Source organism: Paenibacillus sp. LHD-38, assembly GCF_031157315.1.
Lineage (GTDB): Bacteria > Bacillota > Bacilli > Paenibacillales > Paenibacillaceae > Pristimantibacillus.
Window position 1 is genome coordinate 50,798 of sequence record NZ_JAVIFU010000001.1, and the last position, 16,709, is coordinate 67,506.

The 16,709-nt window shown below is 48.9% G+C and carries 15 protein-coding genes; 13 read left to right on the forward strand and 2 right to left on the reverse strand.

The features are described from left to right. Positions 1-3 precede the first annotated feature (3 nt). Together RCO25_RS00245 and RCO25_RS00250 are read left to right on the forward strand one after the other, a co-directional pair. A complete protein-coding gene (locus RCO25_RS00245) occupies positions 4-888 on the forward strand; it encodes an ABC transporter ATP-binding protein (RefSeq protein WP_308994146.1) in 885 nt (294 codons plus the stop codon). 226 nt (positions 889-1,114) lie between these two features. After that, positions 1,115-2,230 (forward strand): NADH:flavin oxidoreductase, encoded by a 1,116-nt coding sequence (locus tag RCO25_RS00250; protein WP_308994147.1) that lies wholly within the window; start codon positions 1,115-1,117, stop codon positions 2,228-2,230. 202 nt (positions 2,231-2,432) lie between these two features. On the opposite strand, the gene RCO25_RS00255 is transcribed toward RCO25_RS00250, so the two are convergent. Beyond that, positions 2,433-3,365 (reverse strand): ArsR/SmtB family transcription factor, encoded by a 933-nt coding sequence (locus tag RCO25_RS00255; protein WP_308994148.1) that lies wholly within the window; start codon positions 3,363-3,365, stop codon positions 2,433-2,435. A gap of 292 nt (positions 3,366-3,657) precedes the next feature. Here RCO25_RS00255 and RCO25_RS00260 point away from each other — a divergent pair, with 292 nt between their 5' ends. The 4 genes from RCO25_RS00260 to RCO25_RS00275 are packed head-to-tail and all read left to right on the forward strand — an operon-like array spanning position 3,658 to position 8,694. Next, positions 3,658-4,419, forward strand: a complete 762-nt coding sequence (locus RCO25_RS00260; RefSeq protein ID WP_308994149.1) for an SDR family NAD(P)-dependent oxidoreductase — start codon at positions 3,658-3,660, stop codon at positions 4,417-4,419. A 17-nt stretch (positions 4,420-4,436) separates the two neighbouring features. Next, the gene (locus tag RCO25_RS00265; RefSeq protein ID WP_308994150.1) at positions 4,437-6,308 is read left to right on the forward strand and encodes a cache domain-containing sensor histidine kinase; all 1,872 of its coding nucleotides are present in this window, start codon (positions 4,437-4,439) and stop codon (positions 6,306-6,308) included. Continuing rightward, complete coding sequence (locus tag RCO25_RS00270) at positions 6,305-7,594, forward strand: ABC transporter substrate-binding protein (RefSeq protein WP_308994151.1); 1,290 nt, start codon at positions 6,305-6,307, stop codon at positions 7,592-7,594. The genes RCO25_RS00265 and RCO25_RS00270 overlap by 4 nt, the downstream gene beginning before the upstream one ends. A 14-nt stretch (positions 7,595-7,608) precedes the next feature. Then, the gene (locus RCO25_RS00275) at positions 7,609-8,694 is read left to right on the forward strand and encodes a LacI family DNA-binding transcriptional regulator (RefSeq protein WP_308994152.1); all 1,086 of its coding nucleotides are present in this window, start codon (positions 7,609-7,611) and stop codon (positions 8,692-8,694) included. A 109-nt stretch (positions 8,695-8,803) separates the two neighbouring features. Here RCO25_RS00275 and RCO25_RS00280 read toward each other — a convergent pair whose 3' ends face one another. Further along, positions 8,804-9,445 carry an HAD-IA family hydrolase gene (locus RCO25_RS00280; protein WP_308994153.1) on the reverse strand — a complete coding sequence of 214 codons (642 nt, stop codon included), beginning with the start codon at positions 9,443-9,445 and terminating at the stop codon, positions 8,804-8,806. 297 nt (positions 9,446-9,742) lie between these two features. Between RCO25_RS00280 and RCO25_RS00285 the strand changes: the two genes are divergently transcribed. The 7 genes from RCO25_RS00285 (at position 9,743) to bioC (ending at position 16,677) form a co-directional block, all read left to right on the forward strand. After that, positions 9,743-10,474, forward strand: coding sequence for a class I SAM-dependent DNA methyltransferase (locus tag RCO25_RS00285; RefSeq protein WP_308994154.1), 732 nt, complete (start codon positions 9,743-9,745; stop codon positions 10,472-10,474). 231 nt (positions 10,475-10,705) lie between these two features. Next, positions 10,706-12,079 (forward strand): adenosylmethionine--8-amino-7-oxononanoate transaminase, encoded by a 1,374-nt coding sequence (bioA, locus tag RCO25_RS00290; protein WP_308994155.1) that lies wholly within the window; start codon positions 10,706-10,708, stop codon positions 12,077-12,079. Beyond that, positions 12,076-12,825, forward strand: coding sequence for a dethiobiotin synthase (gene bioD, locus RCO25_RS00295; RefSeq protein ID WP_308994156.1), 750 nt, complete (start codon positions 12,076-12,078; stop codon positions 12,823-12,825). The genes bioA and bioD overlap by 4 nt, the downstream gene beginning before the upstream one ends. A 5-nt stretch (positions 12,826-12,830) precedes the next feature. After that, positions 12,831-13,829, forward strand: a complete 999-nt coding sequence (gene bioB / locus RCO25_RS00300) for a biotin synthase BioB (protein WP_308994157.1) — start codon at positions 12,831-12,833, stop codon at positions 13,827-13,829. 13 nt (positions 13,830-13,842) lie between these two features. Beyond that, positions 13,843-15,021, forward strand: coding sequence for an 8-amino-7-oxononanoate synthase (gene bioF / locus RCO25_RS00305; protein ID WP_308994158.1), 1,179 nt, complete (start codon positions 13,843-13,845; stop codon positions 15,019-15,021). Continuing rightward, positions 15,018-15,818: an alpha/beta hydrolase gene (locus tag RCO25_RS00310; protein ID WP_308994159.1), complete on the forward strand. Its 801-nt coding sequence runs from the start codon at positions 15,018-15,020 to the stop codon at positions 15,816-15,818. Before bioF ends, RCO25_RS00310 begins: the two co-directional genes overlap by 4 nt. After that, positions 15,793-16,677 carry a malonyl-ACP O-methyltransferase BioC gene (gene bioC / locus RCO25_RS00315; RefSeq protein WP_308994160.1) on the forward strand — a complete coding sequence of 295 codons (885 nt, stop codon included), beginning with the start codon at positions 15,793-15,795 and terminating at the stop codon, positions 16,675-16,677. Before RCO25_RS00310 ends, bioC begins: the two co-directional genes overlap by 26 nt. Positions 16,678-16,709 lie beyond the last annotated feature (32 nt).

Consider the following 16,709-nt stretch of genomic DNA (forward strand, 5'->3'; position numbering starts at 1 on the left):
CGGATGATACATTGCGAAGGGCTTGTCAAAATATACAAAACAGCCGACCTAGAGGTATTCGCCCTGCAAGGCCTCGATCTTCATATTGAAAACGGCGAGCTGATGGCCATTATCGGCAATAGCGGCAGCGGCAAATCGACGCTTCTAAATATGCTGGGCGGATTGGACCGCCCAACGGCCGGCAAGCTGACTGTTGACGGAAGAGATATGCTGAAGTTTAAAGAGCGCGATTTCGTGCGTTATAAGCGGGAAAGCGTCGGATTCGTCTGGCAAAATAATGCAAGAAATCTTATCCCTTATTTGACGGCGCTTGAGAACGTGGAGCTGCCGATCCTCCTTACGGGGAGCCGCAAGCGTTGGCGGGCCAAAGAGCTGCTTGATGCGGTAGGTCTTAGCCACCGGGCTTCGAACAAGCTGTATGAATTATCGGGGGGAGAGCAGCAGCGGGTCGCGATCGCTATTGCGCTGGCGAATCATCCCAAGCTGCTGCTTGCTGACGAGCCGACCGGATCGGTGGATTCGCGTATGGCCAATCAGATCCTCGACTTGTTCCGCGAGCTGAATCGAACGATTGGCATTACCGTTGTCATCGTTACGCATGACCCTGAGCTGGCGAAGAAGGTGGATCGCGTAGCCGCTATCCGCGATGGCAAAATTTCTTCAGAGATGCTGCGTAAACGCTCGTATCTAGAAGAGCTGGCGGAGCTGGAGGAAGCAGATGAGGAAGAGGGAACCCATGTGGAGTATGCCGTGCTTGATAAAGCAGGCCGCTTACAGGTTCCGGCCAACTATCTCGAATCCATCGGCGTGAAAAACTCCAACAAGCTGCGCGTAGAGCTGGGAGAAGGCAGAATCGTGCTGCTGCCTCCGGAGGTGAAAGCTGAGTAAGAAAACAGAGGGAGATCAGCATGAGGCAAGGAAAATGCTGATCTGCCATTAAAGGCTGTGCGAGGCGGAAATCGACCTTTGCTCAGTCTTTTTTTTATGTTTATAAGCGGCTAGATGATAAAAATTAATTTTAATTATAGGACTGGGAATACAAGGGAATAAATGCTATTATAAAGAAGGGTAAACTGTAACTAAATTATATACCGAATATAGAGGAGGAGTCCATATGTCTAATGCCAAAAGTGAAACGTCGGTTGAAGCGTTGTTTAAGCCTTTCTCATCCAAAAATCTAGAGGTTGCCAATCGAATTGTTATGGCGCCGATGACCAGGGGGTATTCACCGAACGGAGTGCCCGGTGAGGATGTCGCTGCTTATTACCGTCGGAGGGCGGAAAACGGAGTTGGCCTGATCATTACGGAAGGAACGCTTATAAATCATCCCGCCGCAGGAGCGAGCCCGAATTGGCCTAGCTTTCACGGAGAGACTGCTTTAAGTCATTGGTCAAACGTAGTGAACGCTGTGCATGAGGCTGGAGGAAAGATTATTCCGCAGCTGTGGCATGTGGGATTGACGCGTAAAATTGGAGATCTTCCTAATCCGGAGGCATTGCCGATCGGACCATCGGGACTAAATCTTTCCGGAGAAAAAGTAACAGAGCCGTTAACGGAAAACGAGATTGCCGACGTGATCGCCGCGTTTGCGCAGGCTGCGGCCGATGCCGCTAGAATCGGCTTTGACGGCATTGAGCTGCATGGCGCGCACGGTTATTTAATCGATCAGTTCTTCTGGGATAGAACAAATAAGCGTACAGATCGTTACGGCGGTGATTTGGCAGCCCGTACACGTTTTGCAGTTGAGGTTGTGGCGGCGTGCCGCCGTGCTGTCGGAGCCGAGTTTCCGATTGTGCTGCGTTTTTCCCAGTGGAAGGGCGGACATTATACGGCGAAATTAGCCGAGTCGTCCCAGCAGCTTTCGCAATTTTTGACATCGCTCGTTGATGCGGGAGTCGATGTATTTCATAGCTCTACGCGCCGTTACTGGGAGCCTGAGTTTGAGGGTTCCGAATTGAATTTGGCAGGGTGGACAAAGAAGCTGACTGGAAAACCGACGATAACCGTCGGCTCAGTCGGTCTCGACAATGAGTTTGGAAGCAGCACAGGAAATACGGCAAAGCCATCTTCTTTAGCCGGATTACTGGAAAGGCTGGAAAACGAGGAGTTTGATCTCGTGGCAGTCGGCAGAGCGCTGCTGGCCGATCCGGAGTGGGCGGCAAAAATACGCGACGGTCGTACGGATGAGCTGCAGGATTTCGATACGAATGCTTTAAGATCTTTAAGCTAATATTGCGGACGGAAATCCAACGGTTTTCTCTATTACGCTGAAAAGAAGAGCTGTGCGCCCCCGAGGCGCACAGCTCTTCTTTTAAAATATAAGAAAGTATCAATTTTAACCTTATACAATGCTTATATTTCATCGCGAAACGAGCTTCTGCCGCTAAAGACGGCATCAGCCGTTTACGCTTGACGCTCTATTATAATCTTCTTTAGGCCAGCGTCCGATCTTCTTGAGCCACCTTCGTATAATAGAGCTTAAAGATGAGATCCTGATTATAGTTGCCAAAGCCAGACCCGAATAAGGTGAAACCCCCGATGTGCTCGGCATCCTCAAGAATGGCAATACGGAAGGTCCAGTGGCTGTTGCTGATGTCAATCTCGTCGAGACTAACATCGGAAAGCTTGAGACCGTCCATATAAGTCCCGTCTTTCTTAATAATAAGCCGCTTCAATAATCCAAATTGGTTGACATCGTCAAACCACCATGGGGGATTAAGCTTGCCCTTTCCGCCGTAATCGGCAGGACTCGTCCACATGCCGACTTTGACGCCATTAAAGAAGAACGTAAGATCCGAAGGCCAATTCATATTGGTAAGCGGTGCTTCCGACGAGATTTCCATTGAAATTTCGAGCTCTTCCGGATTTTCGCTGCTGAGAAGGAAGTTCGGAATTTTATATTCAATGTAGCCTTGTGAGAACCATAAAATTTTGGCGTTGACGCGGTCCGGATCAAGAAAGTAACGCGGATCGTCGAAGATGCCGATAACTTTCTCGGTCGTGCATATGCCGCAGGTAGGAACAATGCTTAGGTCGGTATAGTGGCCAATGGATACTTCCGTTCTTCTGGATTCGCGATGAACGACATCCTTGCGCGGAAAAGCGATTTCAAGTCCGTCCATGCTAAGGGAGCACACCTTCTGTGCGGCACCGCCTTTGCCTGGCGTCATTTCGGAACGGATAATGCCCGCCTTTTCCAGCTTCTTGACATGCATAGTCATAATCGCGCTGCTTAGCCCTAATGCTTCGGCAAGCTCACGAATGTTCATTGATTTTTTGGATAACAGATGAATAATTTGGATACGAACATTACTTGAAATCGCCTCAAATATGGGCAGGCTTTGCTCTGATAGCTCGATTTTCAATGGATAACCTCCGAATGAGCGATATTATTAATACATATGTGAATGATTAGTTGGTGTGTATAGACTGTAATATACATGAAAACAGTCTAAATCACAAGGAATATTGCTAGAAACACCCGGATTTCATAGCGTAAAAAGATAACCATATTATAAATTAATTCGTTATGTCGTTTACTTGTAGGCAAATCCGCCTTTTTTTTGAATACGCTTTATAAAACATTGATTTTTTGGTAGCATAATTTATGATAAATGATATAACAAATCTCTTTTCATAAGAAGGGTGAACAATTGCATGCAAATTAATCTATCGAATAAAACAGCATTAATTACAGGAGCGACCGGCGATTTGGGTCGGGTAACGGCACGTGCGCTTGCTAGCTGCGGCGCTAACATCGTGCTTCATTATAATAATAACGAAGCTAAGGCGAGAGAGCTTTTGCAGGAAATTACCGATCTCGGAAGACAAGCGATGATCGTGCAGGCGGATGTAACGAACGAGCAGCATATTAATGAAATGAAAGCAAAGGTAACCGCGGAGCTTGGACATGTAGATATCGTTGTCGCGAACGCGGTTATCCAATATCAATGGACAAGCATACTGGAGCAGCCTATTGCCGATTATGTCAGCCAGTTCGAATCCTGTGTGCTGCAAAGCGTCTATTTGGCCAAAGCATTCGTGCCTGCGATGATTGAACGGAAAGCAGGCAGGGTGATCGGCATAAATACGGAATGCGCGATGCAAAATTTTGCGAACCAATCGGCTTATACAGCCGGGAAACGCGGGATGGACGGCGTTTATCGCGTACTAGCCAAGGAGGCAGGGGAGCATCAGATTACGGTTAACCAGGTGGCGCCAGGGTGGACCATCAGCGATCGCGACCGTGCAAGCGGCATTGATGAAAACAATCCTTATGCGCAAAGCGTGCCGCTGAAGCGCAGAGGCACCGATCAAGAAATTGCCAATACGGTAGCATTTCTGGCTTCCGATTTGGCAAGCTTTATAACAGGCGCCTATATTCCTGTAAACGGCGGAAACGTCATGCCAGCCATCTAGAGAATGAGGGAGTGAGGATGAGTGTGAAAAAACGATTGTGGCGCATATGGGCGGCTTTTGGCGGAATGAGGATGGAGAGGAAGCTGTTTATCGTCTTCCTGCTTCTAATTACGCTGCCGCTGGCGTTTATCGGCTACATCTCCTATAGCAATTATTCACGCTCGATCGAGGAAAAGACGATTGTCTATTCAACCAAAATGCTTGAAAATATGATGGTTCGAGTGGATGATTACATCGAGGACATGGTTCGTATTTCTTCGATTCCGGCTTATCAAGACGACATAAAGCAAAATTTAATCCGCTCGAATGCTTATTATGATCAGCGGCAGCAAACAGCTGGAAATAACAGCAGCCAGCTGCCGGATGATTTTGACCAGCTGCTTCTCATTCAGCGGGGGATAGAAGGAAATATATCGTTCATCAATACGATAAAACGCGGTGCAAACTCCGTTTATATTTTTGATACGTACGGGAACGGCTACTATTCAACGGCAGGCGGCGGAATTCGGCTTAATGTAAAGGAGAGCTACGACTACTGGCGCGAGCGCGTGAAAACCTCGGGCGGCGAAGCATTGCTGTTCAGCACCCAGAAGTATACAAGCAATTTGCAGAGCGTCAGATATGCATTTACCGTCGTCCGCAAGGTCATCGACAAATCGCTTAAGCCGATTGGCTTGATTGCCGTTGATGCGAATATTAGCGTCATTGAAGACCAAATGAGCGAGCTAGATAAGGTAACGAACGGGAAATCGGTTATTATCGATGAGCTTGGGAATGTCGTATACGACAGCGACAAATCTCGCATGGCAACGAATATTGCGGATGATAGCGCGGTTGGACTGGCAAAGGGCGCCAAAGGCAGCTTTTATTTTGAACGCGACGGTGTAAACCAATTATATATTTATACGACATCGCCTAACACGAACTGGAAGGTTATGACCGCAATTCCTGACAGTGAGCTCACTAAGGATACGATTGTAATACGCAGAGTGACTTGGATTGCAACGATTGTTACTATAATCGTCGCGCTCTTCATTTCATTTGTCTTTTCGTTCGCGCTAACGAATCCGCTGCGCAAGATGATGCGCTTGATGAGAAATGTGCAGGAAGGCGATTTTAACGTACAGTTCCAGGTTAAATACCGTGACGAGGTTGGACAGCTGGGTACGCAGTTCAATCGGATGATTGTTCGGATCGATCATCTCATTCAAGATATTTATGTGATCGAGAAGAAGAAGAAGGAAGCAGAGCTGCATGCGCTGCAGAGCCAAATCAATCCGCATTTTATGTATAACACGCTGGAGTCGATTCGAATGGCAGCTGAGCTGAACGACGATCAGATCGCCGCGGATATGATTGCGATACTCGGAAAGCTGCTGCGTTACAGCATTAGTGACCTGCATGAGGAAGTTACCTTGGATAAAGAGCTGCTGCATATGCGTAATTATGTGGAAATGCTCAATTATCGGTATCCGAATCGCTTTCGCTTGGTTACCCGCGTGCCGGAAAACTTGTTAAGCTATCCCATTATTAAGCTTGTGCTGCAGCCGATTGTCGAAAATGCGATTTATCATGGCATGGATGACAACAAGCCGTCCATGCGGATCGAAATCAGCAGCGAGCAGACCTCCCAAATCATTTGGCTCCGGATCAAGGATGACGGGCTCGGCATGGACGAGGAGACTCTAGAGCGCCTAAATCGTTCTTTGGCTGGGGCAGAGGAAGCGGTTGTGAAACGGAAATCAGGCGGTATTGGCTTGAAAAATGTTAACGAACGCATCAAGCTCCACTATGGAAATACCTATGGACTGAAGGTAACGAGTGAATGGGGCATAGGCACCGAGGTGATTTTACAGCTTCCAATAGAACTAGGGAGAGAAGCAGAATGAACAAATACAGGTCCATTATAATGCTTGTGGTTCTGTTATGCGGCCTGTGTATCGCAGGCTGCGAGAACAATTCACCTGGCAACGGAGCGGGAACCAAACCTGAGAACCAGACCGAGCAGGAAAACCGGAATGTGACGCTTAGAGTGCTGACCAATCGCGTTGATCTTGTGGAGAACGGCGTATTCAAAAAATATGCAGATCAATTCGCCGAGCTCCATCCCGGCGTAACCGTGACCTTCGAAGGCGTGCCGAACTATGCGAGCGATATTATGGTCCGGTTGTCCACTCGCAATCTGGGTGATGTGCTGCTGCTGCCAAACAATATTAAAAATGAGAATTTGCCCGATTATTTCGAACCGCTAAATGACAGCCTGTTTGAAAATATCCGCTTCGCTGATTTTAAAGCTTATGCCGGAGCCCGTTACGGCATTTCTACGGGTGCTTCGACGACGGGGATCGTCTATAACAAGGATGCCTTTAGAAAGGCCGGAATCACGGAGATTCCTTTAACGCTGGATGCGTTTTATGCTGCTTGCGAGCAGTTGAAGAATGCGGGTATCCTGCCGGTATATTTGAACTATGGCGCCCAATGGCCGCTTATGACATGGGGCGAGGATTTGGTCAGCTATATGACAGGCGATGCCGATTATTTAAACAATATGGTAAACGAAGATGCGCCTTGGCAGATTGATAACCCTTGGGGTCAAGCGATTACAATCGTAAAAACGCTAATCAATCGCGGTTATGTAGAGAAGCAGATGATGTCAAATCAGTGGGAAACCTCCAAAACAGAGATTGCAAACGGCAGAGCGGCCATGTATTTAATGGGCAACTGGGTCATTAATCAAGTTATCGCTGCCGGAGCAAAATCGGAAGATATCGGTTTTTTTCCGTTTCCGTATGACAATAGCGATAAGCGTTATGCGCCATTAAGCCCGGATTGGTTTGTCGGCGTAAGCAAGTTTAGCGACAATAAGCAGCTGGCTGAGGCGTGGGTGAAGTTTTTTGTAAATGAGTCCGGCTATGTCGATGACTCCGGATTTTTGCCTGTCAACGAGGAGCAGCGGCCTTCCTTGCCGCAGTTCCAGCAGTTTTTATCTTATAATATCGAGCTGCTGGAGCGCCGGGTTCCGAATGATTTATTGCTCGAGATTGCGAATTCGGCGCAAATTTCTTTGTGGTCAGGCGATTTTATTCAGGAATGGATTGCCGCTCCTGATTTGCAGAAGGCATTCGATAAATACAACGAGCTATGGAAAGCAGCACGAACCATTACCGAAAGTTAAGGTGGAGTTTTGTAATGTCAAAGAAGGTCACGATGCAGCAAATTGCCGATTATTTGGGTGTATCCAAGTTTGTCGTCTCCAAGGCGCTCTCCGGTAAAGGCGGAGTCAGCGAGGCTACGCAGGAGCGGGTTATTCAAGCAGCATCACAGTTAGGCTATTTTTCCCAAAAGAACGCTTATGTTAAGACGATGAAGCTGGAGCAGCTGCCCAAAATCCCTGCTGCGGGTAAACAGTCGGTGCTCGTGCTGATGCCGAACATTCGCTTTCAGACGAAGGAGTCGCTCTATTGGGGACGCATTCTAGACGGCATAGCTTCCAGATTGGAAGAGGGCGGCTACGGCATGGTTATTGTCTCGGAGCAGAGCGTCGATCATTTCCTGCATTTCTTAAACCCTAACGGTATATTGGGGCTGGTCGGCGTGGGTGAAATCTCGACACCGCTGCTGCTGGAGGTGCATCGAATTGGCCTGCCCATGGTTCTCGTCGATCATGAGGACATGCTTATTCCTAGCGATACGGTATTTACGAACAATTATGAATCAATGTACCGCCTTACGAAGCATTTAATGGGCAAGGGGCATACGCAGCTATGCTTTATCGGTGATGTGAACTATTCACGAAGCTTTAAGGACCGCTTCTTGGGCTTCCGCAGCGCGCTGGAGGAGCAGACAGATGAAGTGTCCCGTTTCGCCATCAGCAGCGAATGTTATTTGCCGGTTGAGGGATTCGAGCATGAACAATTTCTAGAGCCGATTAAACAGTGGGCCATGAAACGGATAAAGGCGAAGGCCCTGCCTACCGCTTTGCTTTGCGCCAACGATATGATTGGAATTGGCGCGGTAAAAGCGCTGCAGGAGCTCGGCGTATCGGTGCCCGAGGAGGTATCGGTCACGGGTTACGACAATATTGATGACTCTTTCCGGATGACACCCGCTTTGACAACCGTGCATGTGCCTAAGGAAGCGCTTGGGAAACGTGCGGTTGATCGCCTTATCAGCCGAATCGAGAGCAAGCAGGAACCGATGGAGAAACTTCTGGTTGCGGGAGACCTGCTTTATCGGGAGTCTACGGGGCAGGTGAATCCAAGTTTTGTGAGCTAGCAGATGGAGAGAAAAGAAGACTGTCTAGAAAGGCTGATTGCCTTTTTTGGACAGTCTTCTCGTTTTATAGGTGGCGGAATGCCAGTGCTGCGCGGTGAAGACAGGCGCTTTATAAACTTATCGTCTGAAAAAGACCAGCAAATTCTTCAGGAGAATCGCATAAAAAGTCCGGTTTTGCTGCAGCCAGCAAGGTGGCGGAATCAAATCCCCACGTAACTGCAGCGATCTTCACCCCAATCTTCTTGCAAGCTTGTACATCACGTTGTTCATCGCCTACATAAAGCATGCGGCTGCGGTGAATCTGTAATTTTCGAGCCATGCTTGTAATTGCTTTATGCTTACCGAAAAGATTCGTGGCTGAATGAATGAAATCAAAGGAGGGAAACTCATTAAGGTCAAGAAACTGCTGGATATTTTCCGATGTGTTGGACGAAAGAATCCCAAACGAATAACCATTTTTTTTAAGTGAGAAAAGAACATCTCTTATACCCTCAACTGGCTGCAAGTGAACAGCTGCCTTCTTATATTCGCGTTTCCCTTCGATAACTAACGCTGGGAGCTTCCGTAGAGGAACATTTAGAGATCGTAAACGATCTGGAATAGATAAGCCTGAAAGATATGCAATATCTTGGTTACTAATTTTTCGTCCACCATAGCTTTCTGAAAGCTCATTAAAAAGTTGGATAGCCAGCTTTTTCGACTGAACAAGCGTTCCGTCAAAGTCAAAAATAAGATAGGGTTTCAACATCATACACCTAATTCCCATGTGTTTTTCATATTAACTTTACTAGACTCAATAAACATCTACAAGGCTGCTGATAGGATCGACAGCCTTTGTTCCCCCTAACGGTGTAAATAAAATCTATTAAGAAAAGGAATGAAAGAGGAGTACATAACCCGTTTCGAGGAACACCTGCAGGTTATTACGTTGAAGCAGAGAATATTCAAGAAGTGAAAGATAAGACCCAAAAGCGGGCTAAAGAAATACATCTTCGTGCATCCCCCTAATATCTTAGGCTATATACAAAGTAGGTCAGGAGGTATTCGTTTGGAATACAAAGGGTCATCCGCTTATGACAACACTGATTTTTTTGTTAACTACTTATCGAGAAGAAACCGCGCAGACAGTCCAAACAACATCATTGAAAAGCCTGTACTGCTTGAGCTTATTGGCGATGTCGCCGGTAAACAGGTGCTTGATTTGGGTTGTGGGGATGCTGGCTTCGGATACGAGCTGCTCAAGCTGGGATGCGGCTTCTATGAGGGTGTGGAAGGCTCGGTTAATATGGTAAATGAGGCGAGGAACAAAGTAGATTCAGCCAATAGCAAGATTCATCATGCTGTAATGGAGAGCTGGAATTATCCCGCTCAGCAATACGATTTGGTGATTTCACGGCTGGCATTACATTATTTGCAAGACCTAAAACTAACGTTTGATCAAATCCGCCGTGCATTAAATTCCAAGGGCAAATTTATTTTTAGCGTACAACACCCCGTCTTAACTTCATCGATGAAAAGTGCTGCAGCATCTGGAAAGAAGTCGGACTGGATAGTCGACGATTATTTTGAAATGGGTAAGCGTACTGAACCTTGGATTGGTGAAAGTGTAATCAAATACCACAGAACCTTCGAGGAATATTTTCAGTCGTTGAAGCGCGCAGGGTTTCAAATTGAGGATGTTAGAGAATGCACGCCGAATCACCAGATGTTTAACAGCGAGGAAGAGTATCAGAGAAGGATGAGAATCCCGCTTTTTCTTGTTTTCAGCTGCACAAAATAATTCCAAACCAGGATCGGGAAATACAGATTCTGTGACCATCCTATAAATACTTCCAAAGAACCCTTCTGCAGCTATTGCAGAAGGGTTCTTTGATGAATAGGGGAAGTGCGGAGCCAATTCAATCTTTCATTTTGAATTCTCTTTACAGGGGCGTTCTTGATTGATAGAATAATCTCACCTAATTGTTAACCTTCAAAATTAAATTTTGGTTAACAATTAAATGATAGATGGATGGTGATCATTGTGGCAACGGATTACGAACGGCTTGCATCCCTAAACAAGAACCACTTATGGCTTCCTTTTACTCAAATGAAAGACTACAACAGCTCTGACCCGCTTGTTATTGAACGCGGTGAAGGCATTATGCTGTATGACGTCCATGGAAGGGCGTATTATGACGGGTTCTCATCCGTTTGGCTCAACGTGCATGGACATAACGTCCCGGAGCTGAATCAAGCGATTACGGAACAGCTCGGGAGAGTCGCTCATTCCACCCTTCTCGGGATGGCCAATGTACCGGCAATCGAGCTTGCAGAGAAGCTGGCGGAGATCACGCCAAAAGGTTTAAACAAAGTATTTTATTCCGATTCGGGGGCAACGGGCGTTGAGATAGCGATCAAAATGGCGTTTCAATACTGGCATAACAAAGGGATAAGGAGCAAGAAGACATTTATCACCATGAATCAAGCGTATCACGGAGATACGATCGGTGCGGTAAGTGTCGGTGCGATTCCTCTATACCATGATCTGTTTCGCCCTATGCTATTTCCCTCGCATGTGATCCCTTATCCCTACGCCTATCGCCATGAGGGAGGTGAGGCTCAGGCATTGGAGGCTACGCTAACCGCGCTGCGTCAATTGCTAGAGACCCGGGCAGATGAGATTGCGGCTCTTATTGTAGAGCCGATTGTACAAGGAGCAGGCGGCATCGTTGTCATGCCGCCTTACTGTTTACGAGAGATGGCTGCGCTTTGCCGTAAGCATGGCGTGCTGCTTATCGCCGATGAGGTAGCGACCGGATTCGGCCGAACGGGCGAAATGTTCGCTTGTGATCTCGAAGACGTATCGCCTGATTTGATGGTGATCGGAAAAGGGCTTACCGGCGGCTATTTGCCTGTGGCAGCGACGCTTGCGACCGATGAGGTATATAACGCGTTTTATGCAGATTACCAAGAGCAGAAAACATTTTTTCACGGTCATAGCTTTACAGGGAATCCGCTCGGTTGCGCCGTTGCTTTGGCCAGCCTGAAGCTGTTTGAAGAGCGGAGCATTATAGAAGGAGTGAGAGCAAAGGCGGCATTCGTCGAGCATAAGCTCGCAGACCTGAAGGATCGCCCGCATGTCGGTGAAATCCGGCAAAAGGGACTGATGATCGGAATTGAGCTCGTCCGCGATAAAGCATCACGCGAGCCGTATGATTGGGCAGAGCGGGTAGGCGTTCGGGCAAGTCTGCGTGCCAGAGAGCTCGGGATGTTAACAAGACCGCTTGGCAATGTGATGGTTTTCATCCCCCCGCTAGTCAGTACTGAGGCCGAACTCGAAGCCATGACGGATATTTTGGCGGAATCGATTGTTAGCGTTACCGAAGGCGGTTCAGTTACATGAGCTGTATAAACGCTGAAACAACGATACGCGGAATATTTGTGACAGGAACGGATACCGGCGTGGGGAAGACGGTTGTGACGTCAGCCATAGCCGCAGTGCTTCGCGCCGAAGGGATGAATCCCGGTGTCTGGAAGCCGGTCCAGTCGGGAGCATCGATTGGCAGCGGAGTGACCGATGCTGAACGGCTGCTGCAAAGCACGGGAATCGATGACCGGCCGGAGGCGGTGGCTCCATTTTCATTTGAAGCTCCGCTTACGCCGCTGCTCGCAGCCAAGCAAGCAGGTGTGACCCTTACGCTAAAGGAGCTGATCGCCGCCGGCATCCCGCTCGCCAGCCGTTATGAGGCGCTAATTATTGAGGGAGCGGGCGGTGTCGCTGTTCCGCTAACCGATGACGCGCTGGTAGCTGACTTGATCTCGGAGCTTCAGCTTCCTGCGCTCATCGTAGCCCGTTCCGGCCTCGGTACGATTAACCATACGCTGCTGACGGCGTCATTCCTGCAGCATCGCGGAGTACCGATTGTAGGCGTCATCCTGAACGATGGCGTAATAACGGAGCCGCATGACGATCCGAGCGTGGCCACGAATACGGAACTAATCGAGCGTTACAGCGGCCTGAGGGTGCTCGGCCGAATTCCCCGCATGCACCGGGAAGAGCCTGGAAATACATGGATACATAAAGTGAGAAAATCAGTGCAATTCGCGCCTATTAGACAGGCAATAAAAGTCCAAACTATGGGAGGATAATAGAGATGAAAACAATTACGGCGGATATGGAATGGCAGTCGCTTGCCCAAAAAGCATTGAATGGAGAATGTATCACGATAGAGGAAGGGCTCGCAGTGCTCGACTCCGAAAACGATGAGGTATTGCCGCTGATGCATGCTGCGTTTAGAGTGAGAAAACATTTTTACGGAAAAAAAGTGAAGCTGAACATGATCATCAATGCGAAAAGCGGGCTTTGTCCCGAGGACTGCGGATACTGCTCGCAATCTATTGTTTCTACGGCAGCGGTAAACAAGTATACCCTGCTTAATAAAGAAACGCTGCTGGACGGCGCCCGTGAAGCGATGGCACGCCAAGCCGGAACTTACTGTATCGTAGCGGCAGGTAAAGGCCCGACAGACAAGGAGCTGGAACAAGTGGTGGACGCGGTTAGAGAAATACGTGAGACGATGCCGCTAAAAATTTGCGCATGCCTGGGCATTCTGAAAGACGGGCAAGCAGAACGTCTTGCTGAAGCTGGCGTACATCGCTACAACCACAACCTGAACACCAGCAAAGCCAACTACCCATCCATCACGACGACCCACACCTATGACCAGCGTGTCGAAACCGTAGAACAAGTAAAGGCATACGGGATGTCCCCGTGCTCCGGCGTCATTATCGGCATGGGTGAGACAAACCAAGAAATCGTTGAAATGGCTTATGCGCTTCGCGAGCTGGATGCAGATTCGATTCCGATCAATTTTCTGAACGCGATTCCGGGAACTCCTCTGGAAAATGCAGGGCGTACGCCGTCGATGAAAGCATTGAAGGTACTGGCTTTGTTCCGTTTCATCTGTCCTTCCAAAGAAATCCGCGTGGCGGGCGGTCGCGAGGTCAATCTTCGTACACTGCAGCCTTTGTCTCTGTACGCTGCAAATTCACTGTTTGTAGGTGACTATTTGACAACGGCAGGGCAAGACGTTTCGGCCGATCATCAAATCATTGAGGATTTGGGCTTTGAGATTGAATTAAACGCCCTTTAAGGCGGTGCCGACCATGAACTGGATGGAAAAAGAACTTGAATTATTGGCTGACGCCTCATTGGAGCGTTCCTTGCGCGAGTGCAGTCCGGTCTCCGAATCTCCCGGTTATACGATGCGCGGAGATCGAAAACTGCTCAACTTGTCCTCCAATGATTACCTTGGTCTCTCGCAGCATCCTGCAATAATTGAAGCGATGCGCGAGGTACTTCTCGCCGAAGGCGCCGGATCAGGTGCTTCCCGTCTTGTGACAGGCAACCGGGTGTCGTACAGCCGCCTTGAAGAGGCTCTGGCCGAATGGCAAAACCGCGAAGCGGCACTAGTTTTTGCAAATGGCTATATGGCTAATTCCGGTGTTATTGGCTCATTAGTAAGCAGAGGTGACGTTGTGTTCAGCGATCAATTGAATCATGCAAGCATTGCGGACGGCGTTATACTCAGCCGTGCGGAGCATGCCCGGTACCGTCATAATGATATGGAGCATTTGCGCGCGTTATTAGATAAGCACCGGGATAGACGGAGAAAGCTGATCGTAACCGATGCGGTTTTCTCCATGGACGGCGACCAGGCGCCATTGCGCGAGCTCGCTGCGCTCAAACGCGAGTACGGTGCGATGCTGATGGTAGATGAGGCGCACAGCGGGGGGATTTACGGGAAACGCGGCGAGGGTTTATGCCATGAGCTTGGACTGCAGGAAGAAGTGGATATTCATATGGGGACGTTCAGCAAATCATTCGGTGTCTACGGCGCTTATGTTTGCGGAAGCCGCATGCTCATTCGATGGCTGGTCAACAAGGCTAGGCCGCTCATCTATTCGACTGCTCTTCCTCCCACTATCACAGCAGGTGTATCCGCGGCATTAGCTTTGGTACAAGACGAACATTGGCGCCGCGAAAGGCTTTTCGCTGCCGGCAGGTCATTTCGTTCCTTGCTTGGCTCTTCTGGTTTTAAAATCATTGCCGGAGACTCTCCGATTGTGCCTGTGATCGTCGGTGATAACGATGCGGCTCTGCGCTTTAGCGGCGCTCTCGAATCTGCTGGCATTGCTGCAGTGGCCATTCGGCCGCCTACCGTTCCTGCGGGTACGGCGCGAATCCGCTTCTCGTTATCAGCCGTCCATACGGATAAGGAACTAACCGATGCAGCTTCGCAAATTCGCATCATAGGGCAGCAATTAGGAGTGCTGAGTCCATGATGGCAGCAGCTGCCCAATTAAAGAATCAGCAGCAGGAGGCAGTCGGCACGATCTTGTGGCTGACAGGCTGGAGCATGCCGGAAACGGTTTTCGATCGGCTTCGAGAGCAGCTGCCCGATTTTCATCATATATTCGCTGATTATAAGGAGGCCGATTCTCTAGAGAAAATGCTGATGCTGACTGAAACGGCGGTGGAAAATTTCCGATCTTCGCGTGCATTAAACTGCAATACAAGGGGGTATGGTCCGCTGTTGATCGGAGGCTGGTCGCTCGGCGGATTACTGGCACTGAAATTAGCGGCCAAAGGCTGCGTAGATGGCCTTGTGTTGTTTGCGGCAACCGCTCGTTTTACCCGTTCAAAGGAAGAGACGGACCTCGGCTGGCCGGATGTATTTGTTAGACAGATGATTAAAGGGCTTATGAACGACCGGCAGTGCGTTGAAATGAAATTTCGCCGGAATATGTTTACCGGGGCCGAATGGGAATCTGGATTGGGTAATAGCCTTCCTGGTAACGGCAGTTGGACAGCCTCGGCATTAATTGCCGGACTCCAGCTTCTGCGAAGCGAGGAATGTTTGTCTCAATTGCCGGAAATTAAATGCCCGGTTCTTCTTGTCCACGGCACGGCGGATCAGATCTGCCCTTTCGGAGCTGCGTCAGAGCTTGCTGAGAGAGTACCTCAAGCGGAGCTGCTTGCGATACCCGGCGGCGGGCATGTTCCGTTCTTGGGAAGAGAAACAGACATGGCTGAGAAACTGAGGAGATGGTGGGATGAGCAGCAGAACAGCGGCTATTAAGCGTCAATTTAACCGCAGCTCGGCGGGTTCGTATGACGTTCACGCCCATGTGCAGCGCAGCATGGCAAACCGGCTAGCCAAATCTCTTAAGGATAGGGAGCATGTGAGTGATAGAGACTGGTCTAATATTCTTGAAATCGGCTGCGGCACGGGCGCTCTGACTGAAATGCTGGTGAAGGATTGGTCCAATGCGTCGATTACTGCACTCGACATTGCGCCCGATATGATCAAAGCAGCAGAGCAACGTCTTCTATGGAATGCAGTAAACCAATCCGATAGCAGCAAAGAAAAGACGACAAGTGTAAGCTTTCTTCAAGCAGACATTGAAATATGGGCTCCTAATGCTCCGTCAGCCTCGTTTGATCTCATCGTCTCGAGTGCCTGTTTTCAATGGCTGAGCAATCCGAAGCAAACACTGGACCATCTTCGCCGGATGCTTCGTGCCGGGGGCTTGCTGTTGTTCACCACCTTCGGGCCCGATACGTTCCATGAGCTGCATAAGGCTTTTCATGAAGTTTACCGAGCCAATGGAATGGAGCCGCAGCGGCACGGACTGTCGTTCCAATCGGCAGACCAGTGGAAAAGCCTGCTCAAGGAATCAGGTTATTCAAGCATCCAATATGAGCATTCCATCCAGACGGAAACGTATGCTTCCGTAAGAGATTTTCTGATTTCGGTAAAAGCGATGGGTGCAAGCACTTCGGAAGCCGTTGCCATGCGCGGCCTCAGCTCGCGACGCCTGTTCGCTGACATGTATAAGGTGTACGAGGAGCAGTTCAGCTTAAATGGAGGCATTGCTGCCAGTTACGAGCTTCTATTCCTACACGCTTGGGCAGAGGGGAAGAGCAGCTATAACTAAGAGGTTTTTTAGAATTCCCACAGAATAATTAT